Raw genomic sequence first — 15073 nt, forward strand, 5'->3', positions numbered from 1 at the left:
CGGGGCCTTCGACGAAGCGGAGGTCGTCGCTTGCCCGCGCTAGTGAGCCATGAGATTCCCGCCGCGGCGGCTTGGTCGGTCCAAGTCCGCCGCGGCCGTGTACTGCGGCTGACCGCCCAGCAGGACCGGGCGAACTGCTCGACGTTCCTCTACGCCGCGGGCGACCCGGTCGACCGGCTGAACATCCCCGACACCCTCAAGGCGCAGATGAGCGCCCGCATCCACCCGCCGATGGTGCTGATGTCCGACCGCGGTGTCGGCCTCGCGTCGGTGGTCGGCTCGACCCTGGACTGGCACGACGCGCTCGGCGGGCATTCGACCGACGCCCACGTCGCGAGGTTCGGGCCGTCGTCCTACGGCGCCGACCGCAACGAGTGGCGCCGGTCCGCGCGGGCGGGTGTGATCAGCGAACTGACCAAACACGGCCGCGACGCGGCGCACCTGCACGCGTGCGTCAACTTCTTCAGCAAGCTCGCCGTCGGCGACGACGGCGGCCTCGGATTCGTCGAGAACCACGCCGAGGCGGGCGACTGGGTGACACTGCGCGCCGAGGTCGACCTGCTGGTGATCCTCTCGACCGCCCCGCACCCGTCCGACCCGGTCTGGCAGCCCGGGGCCGTGCTGGCCGAGGTGCTCGAAGGCGAGTCGTACGGCGACGACGACCCGTCCTTGACGTTCCGCGCCGAGAGTGCCCGTGCGCTCATCGCCGCGAAGGGGGTATTCGCATGAGCGAGCTCGCGAGCGAATCATCGACACAGTTCCTCGACCTGGATGTCACCGTGGACGCCGGGGACGGCTGGGTCGGGGTGATCCCTGCGGGCGGCACGTTCCGCATCGTCGACCTGCACGGCAACCAGGCCGCCGACACGCTGTTCTACGACGCGGCCGACCTCGACAACCGCTACAGCGCGACGGACACCATCCGCGAGCAGGGCGCGGTCTACCTGACCACCGGCTCGAAGCTGCTGTCGGCCAACCTCGACGTGCTCGCCACGATCACCGAGGACACCTGCGGCAGGCACGACACCGTGGGCGGCGCGTGCTCGCAGGAGTCCAACGTCATCCGCTACGGCACGCACACCCGCCACCAGCACGCGTGCAGGCAGACGTTCCTGCGCTACGGCGCCGAGGTCGGCATCGGACCGGCCCAGCTCGGCCACAACATCAACTTCTTCATGAACGTCCCGCTGACCCCGGACGGCGGCCTCACCTTCGCCGACGGCGTGTCGGCGCCGGGCAAGTACGTGCAGGTGCGGGCCGAGCGCGACATCATCGCGCTGGTCAGCAACTGCCCGCAGCTCAACAACCCGTGCAACGGCTGGAACCCGACCCCGATCCAGTTGCAGGGCTGGTGGAGCCAGTGACGGCCACCGTCATCCGGACGGCGACCATCGAGGTCATCAAGCCTGGGGTGCAGACCACCGTGCAGGACCTGGAGGGCAGGCGCGGGCTGTGGGACGTGGGCGTGCCGCCGTCTGGTGCGTGGGACGACCTGTCGTTCGCCCTGGCCACCCGCGCGGTCGGCAACGACCGGGGAGCGGCCGGGCTGGAGGCGGTCGCGGTCGGCCCGACGCTGCGGTTCAGCGAGCGCGCGCTGGTGTGCGTGACGGGCGCGGCGCACGAGGCGACGCTGGACGGGCAGCCGGTCGACCTGGGCATCGTCACTGTTGTCCCGGCGGGCGGTGTGCTCGACCTCGGGCCGTGCGGTGAGCCCGGTCTGCGGTCGTACCTCGCGATCGCGGGCGGCATCGCCGCGCCACTCGACCTCGGCAGCCGCGCGACGTTCACCCTGGGCGGCTTCGGCGGCTGGGAGGGGCGTCCGCTCACCGAAGGCGCGAACCTGCCGATCGGCCGCGCGGAGAACCTCGACCCGCCGATGGACGTGGCGGATCTGCTCCCCGAACTCCGCCACGACTGGACGCTGCGGGTCCTGGCGGGCCCGCACGGCGCCCCGGAACACCTGACCCCGGACGGCGTCGACGAGCTGTTCGCCGCGACGTGGACCGTCGACCACCGCGCCGACCGCACCGGGGTGCGGCTGATCGGGCCGACCCCCGGCTGGGCGCGGCGCGACGGCGGCGAGGCGGGGCTGCACCCGTCGAACATCCACGACAGCGCCTACCCCATCGGCGGGATCATGCTCGCCGGGAACACCCCGGTGATCGTCGGGCCGGACGGGCCGAGCCTGGGCGGGTTCGTCGTGCCGTGCGTGGTGATCCGCGCCGACCGGTGGCAGCTCGCCCAACTGCGTCCCGGTGACACGGTTCGGCTGGAGGTCGTCTCCCCCGCCGACGCCGAAGCGGTCAACGCCGACCGCGACTCGCTGCTGGCCGACCTGCACGTGATCTCACCCCGAGTCCCCCTTGTACGACGTCAGACAATCTCCGGTCGGCGGGGCGAGTCCGGCGTGGTGCTGGGCAGGCTCGCGGCCGACGGGCACCGGCCCGAGATCGTGCTCAGGCGCGCGGGCGACCACCACCTGCTGCTGGAGGCCGGTCCGGCCGAGCTCGACCTGACCGTCCGCTTCTGGGTGCACCTGCTAGCCGAGCGGCTGCGCGCGGAGGCCGTGCCCGGGATCAGCGAGATGGTCGAGGGGGTCCGATCCCTTCTCCTGCAAGCGGATCCGGCCGGGCTGGCCGACGTCGTCCTCGACCACGCGCTGAACATCCCCGACCCGACCGAGGTCACGCTCGACGTGCGGGAGGTGACCATGCCGCTCGCGCTCGACCACCCGCTCGCGCACGAGGCCATGGCCCGCTACGCGCGCTCGGTGCGGCCGGACGCGCCGTGGTGCCCGGACAACGTCGAGTTCATCCGCCGGGTCAACGACCTGCGCGACCGCGACGAGGTGTTCGACATCGTCACCGCCGCCACCTACCTGGTGATCGGCCTCGGCGACGTCTACCTCGGCGCGCCGGTCGCGGTGCCGCTCGACCCGCGGCACCGGCTGGTGACCACGAAGTACGACCCGGCGCGCACATGGACGCCGCAGAACGCCGTCGGCATCGGCGGGGTCTACCTGTGCGTGTACGGAATGGAAGGTCCAGGCGGCTATCAGCTCGTCGGCCGGACCGTTCCGGTCTGGCGGCACGTGCCCGGCTCCGGCGAGCGGCCGTGGCTGCTGCGGCAGTTCGACCGGCTGCGGTTCCAGCCGGTCAGCGCCGAGGAACTGGCCGACCTGCGGGCCGACATCTTGGCGGGCCGGGCCGACCTGGTCACCCGCCCGGCGACGTTCTCCCTGGCCGAGGTCGCGGCCATCGAGACCGAGCACGCCGCCGAGATCGCCACCCTCCGGGCGCGGCGCCAGGCCGCGTTCGCCGACGAACGGGCCAGGTGGGAGACCCCATGACGCTTTCCGCTGCCGTCGCCGCCGCGCGCGAGACCCCGCAGCCCGCCTTCATCACGGTGTTCGACGACGTGCGCGTCAAGGCGCTCGACGACGAAGCGGGCGACGGGCCGCTGGCAGGCGTCCCGTTCGCGGTGAAGGACAACATCGACGTCGAGGGCGTACCGACCACCGCGGGCAACCCGACCCGGCTCACCCCGGCGACGCGCCACGCGGCGGCCGTTCGAGCGTTGATCGACGCGGGCGCCGTGCCGATCGGGAAGTCCAATTTGGACCAGTACGCGACCGGACTCGTCGGCACCCGCAGTCCCTACGGCGCCTGCCACAGTGTCGCGTCGGCCGCGCACGTCAGCGGGGGCAGCAGTTCGGGCAGCGCGGTCGCCGTGGCGAGCGGGATCGTGCCGCTGGCTTTGGGCACGGATACCGCGGGTAGTGGCCGGGTTCCCGCGGCGTTCAACGGGATTGTCGGCATGAAGCCGACCCGGGGCCTGGTGTCCACGGCCGGTGTCGTCCCCGCCTGCCCGTCGCTGGACTGCGTCACCACGTTCACCCGCGACGTGGCCACAGCGCGGCTCGCGTTCGACGCGCTGGCCAGGTTCGACGGGGCGCCGTGGTCGCGGCCGATGCCCGCCACCGCGCCGGAAGGCGTGGCGCGGTGGATGCGGGTGATCGCCGTACCGGACGCGCCGCTGGACTTGGACGAACCGCACCGGGTCGCGTGGGAGGCGGCGCTGGCGCACGCGGGGACGGTCGCGACGCTGGTCCCGGTCGACATCACCCCGTTCCTCGACGCCGCGCGGCTGCTCTACAGCGGCCCGTTCGTCGCCGAACGGCTGGCGGCGTTCGGCGAGGAACTCGACCCGGACGGCCCGCACCTCGACCCGACGGTCCGCAAGATCGTCCTGGGAGCCCAGTCGATAACCGGGGCGGCCGCGTTCGCCGGTCTCGACCAGCTCGAACGTCTGCGCGCCATCGCGTCCCGGGTGTTCGTCGGCGCGGACGCGCTGCTGCTGCCGGTCACGCCGGGCCACCCGACACTGGAAGAGGTCGCCGCCGATCCGGTCGGGGCGAACTCGCGCCTCGGCACGTACACGAACATGGTGAACCTGCTGGACCTGTGCGCGATCGCGGTCCCGGCGGGCACCCGGCCGGACGGGCTGCCGTTCGGCGTGCAGCTCATCGCACCCGCGTTCGCCGACCGGCCGCTGCTCGACCTCGGCGCGCGCTGGACCGGCGAGGCCGTCGCTGAACCAGCGGCCGCTCCCGGCAGCGTGCACCTGGCCGTGGTCGGCGCGCACCTCACCGGCCAACCCGCCAATCCGCAGTTGGTCGGCCTCGGCGGGAAGCTGCACGCCCGCGCGCGGACCGCGGGCGGCTACCGCCTCTTCCGCGTGCCCGGCCCGTTCCCGCGCCCCGGACTCGTGCTCGGCGACGGCCCGGCGGACGGTATCGAGGTGGAGATCTGGGAGCTGCCGAACCAGGGTCTCGGCGCGCTCCTGCCGACAGTCGCGGCACCGCTGGGCTTCGGCCCGGTCCGCCTCGACGACGGCCGGGTCGTCACCGGGTTCGTCGCGACGGATGTCGGAGGGGCGCCCGACATCACTCACCACGGCGGCTGGCGGGCCTACCTGGCGGCCACCCGATGACCGTCGCCGACCTCGTCATCCGCGACGCGACCGTGCACACCATGGACGCGGCCCGCCCGGCCGCGGCCGCGGTGGCGGTGCGGGACGGCCGGATCACCGCGGTCGGCACGACGTCTGACGTCCTACGGCAGGTCGGCGCGCGCACGGAGGTGATCGACGGCGCGGGCCTGACGGTCACCCCCGGCCTGGTCGACTCGCACCAGCATCCGCTGCTGGGGATCACGTCCCGCCGCGGCGCGAACGCCTGGGGTGTCACGACTCTCGACGGACTCCTGGACCTGCTCCGCGAGGCCGCGTCGGGACTGCCGGAGGACGCCTGGGTGATCGCGGACGGCGTCGAGTACGACGCGCTCGTCAGCCTCCCGGACACCCCGCGCGCGCTCATCGACCGCGCGGTGGACGGCCGCCCCGCGTTCCTTCTGCTCGCCGACTGCCACAACGCCCTGATGAGCACCGCGGGGCTGCGGCTGGCCGGGATCACCGGCGCGATCGGATTCGGTGACCGCTCCGAGATCGTGGTGGACGACGAAGGCGAGCCCACCGGGTTCCTGCACGAGCTGTCCGCGGTCCTGCTCGGCAACGCCGCCGTCCCACCGCCGAGCGTCGACGACATCGCCCGCGACGCCGCCGCGCTCTTCGCCGCCCAGGCCGCCTGCGGGATCACCGGCGTCCACGTGCTCGACCTGTGGCCGGGCACCGAGGCCGTCCTCAACGCCTTGGACGACCGCCTCCCGTTACGCGTCCTGCTGGCGCCATGGGCGTTGCCCGATGACGTCGACGGCACCCTGGAGACCGTCCGCGCGCTCCGTCCGGGCGCGCGCTGGCGGGTCGGCGCGGTGAAGTTCTTCCTCGACGGCACCGTCGACGGCGGCTCCGCCTGGCTGCACCACCCGGACTGCGCAGGCGAAAGCGTCCGTCCTTTCTGGACAGACGTGGCCGCGTTCGAACGAGCCGCGCGCGCCGTCGTCGACCTGGGCCTGCCCTGCTTCACCCACGCGATCGGCGACCGCGCGGTGCACCACACCCTCGACGTGTACTCCCGGATCGGCGGCGGACGGCACCGCGTCGAACACGCCGAACTGCTGGCGGACGCGGATGTGCCGCGGTTCGCCGAACTCGATGTCGTGGCCTCGCTGCAGCCCACCCACCAGGACTGGATCCTGCCCGACCACACCGACACGTGGTCCGCCCGCGTCGGCCCCGAGCGGCTCCCCGCGGCCTTCCGCTGCGCGGACATCGTCGCGGCGGGCGGCAAGGTGGCCCTCGGCTCCGACTGGCCGATCGCCTCCTACGACCCGAGGGTGGTCATGGCCGGAGCGCGGCTGCGCCGTCCCGCCGGGGCTCGGGACCGCACGCCGGTCGGCCTGAACCAGGCCCTCACCCCGCTGCAAGCCCTCGCCGGCCACACCACATGGTCCGCACACGGCGCGAGCGAGGAGCACATCGCGGGGACGATCCGGGAAGGCGCCAGAGCGGACTTGACCGCGTTCGCGGGCGATCCCCTGACCACCCCGGCGGACGACCTCCCCGACCTGCCCGTCGCGTTGACGGTCGTCGGCGGTCGAGTCGTGCACCGGACTGGTTGATATACCGTCGAGTCATGCGCATCCGAGTCGTCGACGCCTTCACCGACCGCCCCTTCGCGGGCAACCCGGCCGCCGTCTGCCTCCTGGACGCCGACGCCGACGAACGCTGGATGCAGGCGGTCGCCGCGGAGATGAACCTGTCGGAGACAGCGTTCGCGCTCCCCAGCACGGAGGCCGACTACCGGTTGCGCTGGTTCACCCCCACCACCGAGGTCGACCTCTGCGGCCACGCCACCCTGGCCACCGCGCACGCGCTCCGCGAGGACAAGGGCGCGGGCACCACCACCTTCACCAGCCGCAGCGGCCCGCTCACCACCCACTCACGCGACGACGGCACCATCACCCTCGACTTCCCCGCCGCCCCCACGGTCGAGACCACCATCCCCGACGGCCTCGCCGCGGCCCTCGGCGTGACCCCGGTGGCCACCTATGCCACCGGCGCCCTCGGCGACCTGCTGATCGAACTCGCCGACGAGGCCACCGTCCGCGGCCTGACCCCCGATCTGACCGCTCTCACCCACCTCGCGGGCGACACCCCCACGCGCGGCTTCGTGGTCACCGCCCAATCCGCGACCCCGGGCCACGACTTCGTGTCCCGGCTCTTCGCCCCCGCGTGCGGCATCCCCGAGGACCCGGTGACCGGCAGCGCCCACACCGCGCTGGCGCCGTTCTGGTCGGCCCGCCTGGGCAAGTCCACGCTGCTCGGCCTCCAGGTCTCGGCCCGCTCCGGCTTCGTCCACACCGAACTCGACGGCGACCGGGTGCTGCTCACCGGCCACGCCGTCACCGTCCTGGACGGCGAACTCCGCGTCTAACCCACCAGCCGAACCGATCCGCGCAACACCACCTCGCACGACGACGGCACCCCGGCCAACCGGCCACGACTCACGGCCAACACCAGACACCCCCGGCCACCAGCCAACAACGGCATCAGCTGGCAGGCCGAACCAACGTCATCGAGCAGCATCAGCATGCGGCTCCGGGCCAACTGCGTCCGCCAGAACGCCACCCGCAGCGCCAAAGTGTCCGGAATGGACATTGCAGGCACGCCGAGCATCAGCAGCAGCGACCGCACCGCCTCGGCAGGCGACATGCTGCCATGGGCTAACGACAGATAGAGCTGGCCGTCCGGATACCGGTCCGCGAGCCGGTGCGCGACGTGCACCGCCAACGCCGTCTTGCCTGACCCAGCCGGTCCGGTGATCAACCGGATCGGCAGCACCGCCCCGGTCGGCACCGCCGTCAGTGCGTGCACCTCGGCGCGTCTGCCGGTGAACTCGATGTCCGGCGGCAGGCTGTGCCGGCCGGTGACGGACCCGGTGCCACGCAGCAATCTCTGGTGCAGAGCCTGGAGTCCAGCACCTGGTTCAAGGCCGAGATCGGTCGCGGTTCGCGTGCGGAAACGCTGGTAGGCGGCCAGTGCGTCGCTGGTCCGGCCGTCCTGGTGCAGCGCGAGCATCAGCAGTTCGACCACCCGTTCCCGCAGCGGATGGGCCACGGCCGCGGCGCGCAGATCGGCGGCCGCGGCGGCCGAGGCGCCGCCGTCGATGCGCAGGGCCGCGTACTCCTCGATCGCGGTGATCCGGTGTTCGTCGAGCGCGGTTGCCCTGGGGCGGGCGAACGCGGCGTCGATGTCGATGAGAGCGGGCGCGCGCCACAGTCGCAGCGCGTTCGCGTAGTCCTTGGCCGCCAACAAGTCGGCGAACCGGTCGACGTCGAGTTCCCCCGGCTCGACGCGCAGCCGGTAGCCGGAGGCGTCGCGGATGATCCGGTCGGTGCCGTCCGGTCCGGCGGCGGCCAGCCTGGCCCGGAGTCGGCTGAGGTGGGTGTGCACGGTGGTGGCCGCGGTGCGCGGCGGTCGGCCGTCCCACATCTGCTCGACCAGGGTGTCCATCAGCACCGTGTGGTTGGCCCGCAGCAGCAGCGCCGCCAGCAGCGTGCGCCGCAGCGGGCCGCCGAGGTCGACCACTCCCCCGGCCGCGTCGAGCACCACCAGCGGCCCCAAGATCCTGAACTCCATCGCTCCCCCACACCCGTCGAGCGCCCACAGCGCGCACGACCGAATGCTGGCGCCCGGGACCACCCCGGCACATCGCCGACGCGACGGATCCGCCCCTCCCCCGTCAGCGGGATCCCGGGACGATCAGGCCGGACTCGTAGGCGGCGATGGCGGCCTGGACCCGGTCGCGGAGCTGGAGTTTGGCGAGCACGTTGCTCACGTGTGTCTTGACGGTGTGCTCGCTGACGACGAGTTCGGCGGCGATCTCGGCGTTGGTGAGGCCGCGGCCCAGGTGCAGCAGCGCCTCCCGCTCCCGGGCGGTCAGCGCCGAGACGTCGACGGTGGGCGGGCCGCCGCGCCTGCGCACGACGTCCTCGATCAGCCGCCGCGCGACGGCGGGGGCCAGCATCGCCTCACCCCGCGCGGTCACCCGCACCGCGTGGACCAGGTCGTCGCGGCGGACGTCCTTGAGCAGGAAGCCGCTGGCCCCGGCGTGCAGGGCGGCGAAGACGTAGTCGTCCTGGTCGAAGGTGGTCAGCATGATGACCTTGGTGGCACCGGCGACGAGACCGACCGCCTCGATGCCGTCCATCCTGGGCATGCGGATGTCGAGCAGCAGCACGTCCGGCGCGTGCTCCCGGACGGCGGCGACGGCCGCGACGCCGTCGCCCGCCTCGGCGACGACGGTGATGTCGGGCTGGGCGTCGAGGATCATCGCGAACCCGCTGCGCACGAGTTCCTGGTCGTCGGCGACCACGACACGGATTCTCACGCGCGCACCCCGACCGGCAGCCGGACCGACACCTGGAAGTCGCGGGTGCCGGGAACCGGCCCGCAGTCGGCCCGCCCGCCGCAGGCCGCGGCGCGTTCGGTGATGCCGATGAGGCCGTGTCCGCCGCCGCCCGGCCGAGAACCGCTGTTGCGCACGGTGATCACCAGGTCGTCCGTCCATTCGAGACTGACCGACCCGGTGGCCGGGTCGGCGTGCTTGACGATGTTGGTCAGCGCCTCCTGCACGATCCGGTAGGCCGCGACCTCGACGTCGGGCGGCACCGGCCGTGCCGTGCCCCGGATGTCGAGCCGGACCTCCGGCACGCCCGCGACCAGGTCGGCGATCCCCGCCAGCGTGGGTCGCGGCGCCCGTGGCGCGTCCTTGAGCAGGCCGAGCGTGCGGCGCAGCTGCGTCATGGCGTCGCGGCCCGCCGCGGCGATGGCGTCGAACGCGGCCTCGGCCTTCGCGGGCTCCGCGCGCAACGCGACCGGCCCGGCCTCGGCCTGCACGACCATCAGGCTGACGGCGTGGGCGAGGATGTCGTGCATGTCGCGGGCGATCCGTGCCCGCTCGCGCTCGGCGGCGAGTTCCCGGTCGTGCTCGGCCATGGCGGCCCGCGCCTCCGCCTCGGCCCGCCGCAGGTACGCGCCGCGGCCCAGCGCGTAGGCCGAACCCCAGAGGAAGCCTTCCTTGACGGCGATCTCGACGGTGCCGATCATCCCGCCGACCACGACGACCCCGACCACCGCGGCGACCAGCGTCGCCACGCGCTGCCCGCGCGTGGCCCGGTCGGCGACGGTGTACATCAGGACGAGCGCGCCGTACCAGACCGGCTGGTCAGGCCCGTCCGTCCCGACCACGGAGTAGAGCGTCACCCCGAGCGCGGCGATGATCAGGCACGTCACCGGGGCACGCCGCCGCCACAGCACCGGCAGCGCGACGACCAGCACCGGGACGTACTCCAGCGCGGTCCACGGCCTGCTTGTGAGGACGAACGGCGCGGTCTGCCCCAGCAGCGACAGCACGGTCAGCACGACGTCGACCAGTGTCGCGGGCACCCGCGCGGCCGTCGCCGACCCCCAGACGGCGGCGGCCGCGCGGATCGCGGGCTGTGGTGCTCGGCCCACTCGGTTCCCCCTCTGTTCCGTGGGCACGGTAGATGGGCGGAGTTGACATAGTATTGCCAACCTCGTCTGCGGCTATATGCTGCCTGTTGTGCCGAATTTGCGGATCAGCGAGGCCGCCGCCCTGCTCGGGGTCAGCGACGACACCGTGCGGCGGTGGATCGATCAGGGCAGGCTCGCCGCCGTCCAGACCGACGCGGGCCGCAAGGCCATCGACGGCCGCGAACTGGCCGCGTTCGCCAAGCGGCTCACCGAGGTCGCCGAGCCGGGCACGACGGTCGCCGCGTCGGCCCGCAACCGGATGCGCGGCATCGTCACCCGGGTCGTGAAGGACGGCGTGATGGCCCAGGTCGAGATGCAGGCCGGTCCGTTCCGCATCGTGTCCCTGATGAGCCGGGACGCCGCGGACGAGCTCGAACTGGAGGTCGGCAGCGTCGCCGTGGCCTCGATCAAGTCCACTCACGTCGTCGTCGAGATCCCGGAGTGAGCATGAACCGCGTGGCCGGACTGCTGGCCGTGGCCCTGCTCGCGGGCTGCGGCACACCGCAAGCCGAACAGAATTCCGACGGGCTGTCCGGCACGGTCACGGTGTTCGCCGCGGCGTCGCTGACCGAGACGTTCACCAAGCTCGGCAAGGAGTTCGAGGCCGCGCACCCCGGCGTGAAGATCACCTTCAACTTCGGCGGGAGCTCGGCCCTCGCCCAGCAGCTCAGCCAGGGCGCCCCCGCCGACGTGTTCGCCTCGGCGTCGCCCGCGAACCTCAAGCAGGTCAGCGACATCACCGGGACGCCGACGACGTTCGTGCGCAACCGACTGCAGATCGCGGTGCCGAAGGGCAACCCAGGCAAGGTCGCGGGCCTGGCGGACTTCGCCAAGGCCGACCTGAAGATCGCCCTGTGCGCCGACCAGGTCCCCTGCGGCGCGGCGGCGAAGAAGGCATTCGACGCCGCTGGTGTGACGCCGCAGCCGGACACGCTGGAACAGGACGTCAAGGCGGTCCTGACGAAGGTCCGCCTCGGTGAGGTCGACGCCGCGCTGGTGTATCGGACCGACGTGAAGGCGGCGGGTGACGCGGTCGAGGGAATCGCGTTCCCGGAGGCGGACAAGGCGGTCAACGACTACCCGATCGCCCCGTTGACCAAGGCCCCGAACGCCACGGCGGCGAAGGCGTTCGTCGAGTTCGTCTTGTCGGACAAGGGCAAGACGACGTTCACCGAAGCGGGCTTCGACAGCCCGTGACCACCACCCGGCGATCCGCGCGGGGGCGGCTGCCCGTCGTCCTCGTGTTGCCCGCCGCGATCGGGCTGTTGTTTCTCCTGGTCCCCCTCATCGGTCTGCTGATCCGTGCCCCCTGGTCCCGCCTGCCAGAGCAACTGTTCAGCGCCGCCGTCGGCGAAGCGCTCCGGCTCTCGCTGGTCTGCGCGAGTCTGGCCACCGCCATCTGTCTCGTGCTGGGCGTGCCGCTGGCGTGGGTGCTGGCCCGAGCCGACATCCCCGGTCGCGGCCTGCTGCGCGCACTCGTCACCGTCCCCCTTGTCCTGCCGCCAGTCGTCGGTGGCGTCGCGTTGTTGCTGGTGCTCGGCAGGCGTGGGCTTGTCGGGCAGTACCTCGACGCGTGGTTCGGGGTGTCGTTGCCGTTCACCACGGCCGGCGTTGTCGTGGCGGAGGCGTTCGTGGCGATGCCGTTCCTGGTGATCTCGGTCGAGGGCGCCCTGCGCGCGGCCGATCCGCGGTTCGAGGAGGCCGCCGCCACGTTGGGTGCGTCGCGGTGGCTGGCGTTTCGGCGGGTGACGCTGCCGTCGATCATGCCGGGGGTGGTGGCGGGAGCCGTGCTCTGCTGGGCGCGCGCACTGGGTGAGTTCGGCGCGACGATCACCTTCGCGGGCAACTTCCCCGGCGAGACCACGACCATGCCGCTGGCCGTCTACCTCGCCCTGGAGACCGAGCCGGACGCGGCGGTCGTGCTGAGCGTGGTCCTGCTGCTCGTGTCCGTCGCGGTCCTGGCCGGCCTGCGCGAACGCTGGATCAGGGGCGCGGCATGACCCTCGAGGCCCGGCTGCGGGTCACCCGCGGTCAGTTCTCCCTGAACCTCGACCTCGACATCGCCCCCGGCGAGGTCGTCGCCCTGCTCGGGCCGAACGGCGCCGGGAAGTCGACGGCGCTGCGAACCCTGGCCGGGCTGCTCCCCCTGACCGACGGCCACCTCCGGCTCAGCGACGACACGTGGGACGCGCCGCCCGGGGTGTTCCGGCCCGCCGAGACCAGGCCGATCGGCGTCGTGTTCCAGGACTATCTGCTGTTCGCGCATCTGACCGCGCTGGAGAACGTCGCGTTCGGCCTGCGTGCCCGCGGCGTGCCCCGGCACACCGCCCGCGCCCAAGCCCACGACTGGCTCGCCAGGGTCGGCCTCGCCGAGCACGCGCGCACCAAGCCGCGGGCGCTGTCCGGCGGCCAGGCCCAGCGGGTCGCCCTCGCGCGGGCCCTCGCCACCGGCCCCGACCTGCTGCTGCTCGACGAGCCGCTGGCCGCGCTCGACGCGAGCACCCGGCTGCACGTGCGGTCCGAACTCGGCCACCACCTGCGCGACTACCCCGGCCACACGCTCATGGTCACCCACGACCCGCTCGACGCGATGGTGCTCGCCGACCGGCTGGTCATCCTGGAGGACGGCGCCGTCGTCCAGCAGGGCGCACCCGCCGAGGTCGCGCGGCAGCCGCGCACCGACTACGTCGCCAGCCTCGTCGGGCTCAACCTCTACCGGGGCACCGCCCGCGACACGACCGTCGACCTCACCGACGGCGGGGCGCTGACCGTGGCCACCCCCGCCACCGGGCCCGTGCACCTGGCGTTCCCGCCGAGCGCCGTCAGCCTGCACCCGAGCGCGCCCAGCGGGCCGCGCAACACGTGGCCGGTCACCGTGGCGGGCGTCGAGCAGCACGCCAACACGATCCGGGTCCGCCTCGACGGCACCCCAGCGGTCCTGGCCGACGTCACCGCCGCGACGGTCGCCGAACTGCGCATCCAACCGGGCAACCCGCTCTGGGCGGCGGTCAAGGCGACCGAGATCCATACCTATCCGGCCTAGCTTCAGACCTTTCGCCGCGCCCGGAACCTGGAGATCATCGAGAGGTCCGCGGAAGGGGGAGGTGGCCACGGTGACGAACGCGCCGGTGAAGTGTGTGGTGTGGGACCTCGACGGCACCCTCTGGGACGGTGACCTCACCACCGCCCCCGACCCGTTCGCCGACGCCGTCCGCACCCTGCACACCCTCGATGAGCGCGGCGTCCTGCACGCCGCCACCGACCGGGGTTCGTCGGAGCTGGCGGAGGCGCACCTGGCGGACAAGGGCCTGCTCGACCTGTTCACGTGGGTCGAGGTCGGCCCCGAGACCAAGTCCGACTCGATCAGACGCGTCGCCGAAGAACTCGACATCGCCCTCGACGCCATCGCCTTCATCGACGACGACCCGACCGAACGCGCCGAGGTCGCCGCCGCCCTGCCCGCGGTCCGCTGCTACCCGGCCACGGACGCGGCCCGCCTCCCCAGCCTCTTCAGCCCGCATTTCGCCACCCCCGAATCACGCCGACGCCGCCACCTCTACCGCGCCGACCGACAGCGCCGACTCGCCGAAGCCGCCCACGTCGGCGCCGCGGGCGAGTTCCTGGCGGGCCTCGACCTGGTCATGCGCGTCCGCCCGGCCGACCCCGCCGACCTCGACCGCGTCCTGGAGCTGACGACCCGCGCCCACCAGCTCAACACGACGGGGCGGACCTTCACCCACGACGAGCTGCTGGCCCTGTGCGCGTCCCCCCGGCACGAGATCCTCGTCGCCGACCTGCGCGACCGCTTCGGCCCCTACGGCACCATCGGCGTCGCGGTGACGGCGTACTCGGCGGCCGACAGCGTCCTCGAACTCCTGCTGATCTCCTGCCGAGTCCTCTCCCGCGGCGCGGCCCCCGCCCTGCTGGACCACCTGCTCGAACGCGCCTTGGCCGACGGGCGACGCCCCGTCGCGGAGTTCGTGCGCGGCCCGGCGAACCGCGTCATGCTGATCACCCTGCGGTTCGCGGGCTTCGCGGTGGTGCATGAGTCCGACCGTGAGCTGACACTTGCCATTGACCCCCGAGATCCGCCCGCTGAACGCACGCACCCCGTCACGATCACCCGCCACGAGTGGCGAGCCGGCTAGGATGGCCCAATCCTGATCCGGCGGGACCGATTCGGAGGTGGTGGATGTGCCGCTGCCCAATGGTCTGCAGGTGGACCGGGATCGCCATGGGTCGACGGATGTGCTGCGGGCGCGCGGCGAGATCGATCTGGGCACGGTTGACGTGTTCCACGAGGCACTCGATCAGGTGATGGTTGAGCGGCCGACGAAGCTTGTGGTTGATCTGACCGGGGTGGAGTTTCTCGGGTCTTGCGGGATCAGTGCGCTTGCTACTACGCGTCGGCGGTGTGTGGAGCAGGCGGTTGAGCTGCGGGTGGTTGCTACGAATCCGCCGGTGCTGCGGATTCTTGCGGTGACTGGGATGGATTCGCTGTTGGCGATCTTCAACTCGGTGGATGCGGCTACCGATCGCGGCTAGGGGCTTGAGCCGC

The 15073-nt window shown here is 72.7% G+C and carries 15 protein-coding genes; 12 read left to right on the forward strand and 3 right to left on the reverse strand.

Features of this window, described 5'->3' with window-relative positions; translation table 11 throughout:
• Positions 1-30 precede the first annotated feature (30 nt).
• From ACSHT8_RS07675 to ACSHT8_RS07700, 6 genes are read left to right on the forward strand one after another with little or no spacing between them, the layout of a single operon-like run.
• Complete coding sequence (locus ACSHT8_RS07675; RefSeq protein WP_436499100.1) at positions 31-729, forward strand: urea amidolyase associated protein UAAP1; 699 nt, start codon at positions 31-33, stop codon at positions 727-729.
• Positions 726-1364 (forward strand): urea amidolyase associated protein UAAP2, encoded by a 639-nt coding sequence (locus ACSHT8_RS07680; protein ID WP_436499102.1) that lies wholly within the window; start codon positions 726-728, stop codon positions 1362-1364. The genes ACSHT8_RS07675 and ACSHT8_RS07680 overlap by 4 nt, the downstream gene beginning before the upstream one ends.
• Positions 1361-3349, forward strand: coding sequence for a 5-oxoprolinase/urea amidolyase family protein (locus tag ACSHT8_RS07685; protein ID WP_436499104.1), 1989 nt, complete (start codon positions 1361-1363; stop codon positions 3347-3349). Before ACSHT8_RS07680 ends, ACSHT8_RS07685 begins: the two co-directional genes overlap by 4 nt.
• Entirely contained in the window at positions 3346-4992 is a 1647-nt protein-coding gene (gene atzF, locus ACSHT8_RS07690; RefSeq protein WP_436499106.1) for an allophanate hydrolase, read from the forward strand. The genes ACSHT8_RS07685 and atzF overlap by 4 nt, the downstream gene beginning before the upstream one ends.
• Positions 4989-6578: an amidohydrolase gene (locus ACSHT8_RS07695; RefSeq protein WP_436499108.1), complete on the forward strand. Its 1590-nt coding sequence runs from the start codon at positions 4989-4991 to the stop codon at positions 6576-6578. Before atzF ends, ACSHT8_RS07695 begins: the two co-directional genes overlap by 4 nt.
• 14 nt (positions 6579-6592) lie before the next feature.
• A complete protein-coding gene (locus tag ACSHT8_RS07700) occupies positions 6593-7393 on the forward strand; it encodes a PhzF family phenazine biosynthesis protein (RefSeq protein WP_436499110.1) in 801 nt (266 codons plus the stop codon).
• Here ACSHT8_RS07700 and ACSHT8_RS07705 read toward each other — a convergent pair.
• The 3 genes from ACSHT8_RS07705 to ACSHT8_RS07715 all read right to left on the reverse strand — a co-directional run bounded on the left by ACSHT8_RS07705 (position 7390) and on the right by ACSHT8_RS07715 (position 10476).
• Positions 7390-8598 (reverse strand): BTAD domain-containing putative transcriptional regulator, encoded by a 1209-nt coding sequence (locus tag ACSHT8_RS07705; RefSeq protein WP_436499111.1) that lies wholly within the window; start codon positions 8596-8598, stop codon positions 7390-7392. The two genes, ACSHT8_RS07700 and ACSHT8_RS07705, sit on opposite strands and share 4 nt — an antisense overlap.
• A gap of 103 nt (positions 8599-8701) precedes the next feature.
• Positions 8702-9349 carry a response regulator gene (locus ACSHT8_RS07710; RefSeq protein ID WP_436499113.1) on the reverse strand — a complete coding sequence of 216 codons (648 nt, stop codon included), beginning with the start codon at positions 9347-9349 and terminating at the stop codon, positions 8702-8704.
• A complete protein-coding gene (locus ACSHT8_RS07715) occupies positions 9346-10476 on the reverse strand; it encodes a sensor histidine kinase (RefSeq protein ID WP_436499115.1) in 1131 nt (376 codons plus the stop codon). Before ACSHT8_RS07715 ends, ACSHT8_RS07710 begins: the two co-directional genes overlap by 4 nt.
• An 88-nt stretch (positions 10477-10564) precedes the next feature.
• Here ACSHT8_RS07715 and ACSHT8_RS07720 point away from each other — a divergent pair, with 88 nt between their 5' ends.
• From ACSHT8_RS07720 to ACSHT8_RS07745, 6 genes are all read left to right on the forward strand, one after another.
• Positions 10565-10960 carry a TOBE domain-containing protein gene (locus ACSHT8_RS07720; protein WP_436499117.1) on the forward strand — a complete coding sequence of 132 codons (396 nt, stop codon included), beginning with the start codon at positions 10565-10567 and terminating at the stop codon, positions 10958-10960.
• A gap of 2 nt (positions 10961-10962) precedes the next feature.
• A complete protein-coding gene (gene modA, locus ACSHT8_RS07725; RefSeq protein ID WP_436499119.1) occupies positions 10963-11712 on the forward strand; it encodes a molybdate ABC transporter substrate-binding protein in 750 nt (249 codons plus the stop codon).
• Positions 11709-12515, forward strand: a complete 807-nt coding sequence (gene modB / locus ACSHT8_RS07730) for a molybdate ABC transporter permease subunit (RefSeq protein ID WP_436499121.1) — start codon at positions 11709-11711, stop codon at positions 12513-12515. Before modA ends, modB begins: the two co-directional genes overlap by 4 nt.
• Entirely contained in the window at positions 12512-13558 is a 1047-nt protein-coding gene (locus ACSHT8_RS07735) for an ABC transporter ATP-binding protein (RefSeq protein WP_436499123.1), read from the forward strand. Before modB ends, ACSHT8_RS07735 begins: the two co-directional genes overlap by 4 nt.
• 70 nt (positions 13559-13628) lie before the next feature.
• Positions 13629-14663 (forward strand): HAD-IIIC family phosphatase, encoded by a 1035-nt coding sequence (locus ACSHT8_RS07740; protein WP_436499125.1) that lies wholly within the window; start codon positions 13629-13631, stop codon positions 14661-14663.
• 46 nt (positions 14664-14709) lie between these two features.
• A complete protein-coding gene (locus ACSHT8_RS07745) occupies positions 14710-15060 on the forward strand; it encodes an STAS domain-containing protein (protein ID WP_436499127.1) in 351 nt (116 codons plus the stop codon).
• Positions 15061-15073: the final 13 nt, after the last annotated feature.

Source organism: Actinokineospora sp. HUAS TT18 (assembly GCF_051364635.1).
In the GTDB taxonomy this organism is placed as follows: domain Bacteria; phylum Actinomycetota; class Actinomycetes; order Mycobacteriales; family Pseudonocardiaceae; genus Actinokineospora.

Excerpts from the sequence above, each read along its gene's own strand:
- ACSHT8_RS07705 (WP_436499111.1), bottom strand. The coding sequence starts at position 8,598 with ATGGAGTTCAGGATCTTGGGGCCGCTGGTGGTGCTCGACGCGGCCGGG.
- atzF (WP_436499106.1), top strand. The coding sequence starts at position 3,346 with ATGACGCTTTCCGCTGCCGTCGCCGCCGCGCGCGAGACCCCGCAGCCC.
- ACSHT8_RS07700 (WP_436499110.1), top strand. The coding sequence starts at position 6,593 with ATGCGCATCCGAGTCGTCGACGCCTTCACCGACCGCCCCTTCGCGGGC.
- ACSHT8_RS07735 (WP_436499123.1), top strand. The coding sequence starts at position 12,512 with ATGACCCTCGAGGCCCGGCTGCGGGTCACCCGCGGTCAGTTCTCCCTG.
- modA (WP_436499119.1), top strand. The coding sequence starts at position 10,963 with ATGAACCGCGTGGCCGGACTGCTGGCCGTGGCCCTGCTCGCGGGCTGC.
- ACSHT8_RS07695 (WP_436499108.1), top strand. The coding sequence starts at position 4,989 with ATGACCGTCGCCGACCTCGTCATCCGCGACGCGACCGTGCACACCATG.
- ACSHT8_RS07680 (WP_436499102.1), top strand. The coding sequence starts at position 726 with ATGAGCGAGCTCGCGAGCGAATCATCGACACAGTTCCTCGACCTGGAT.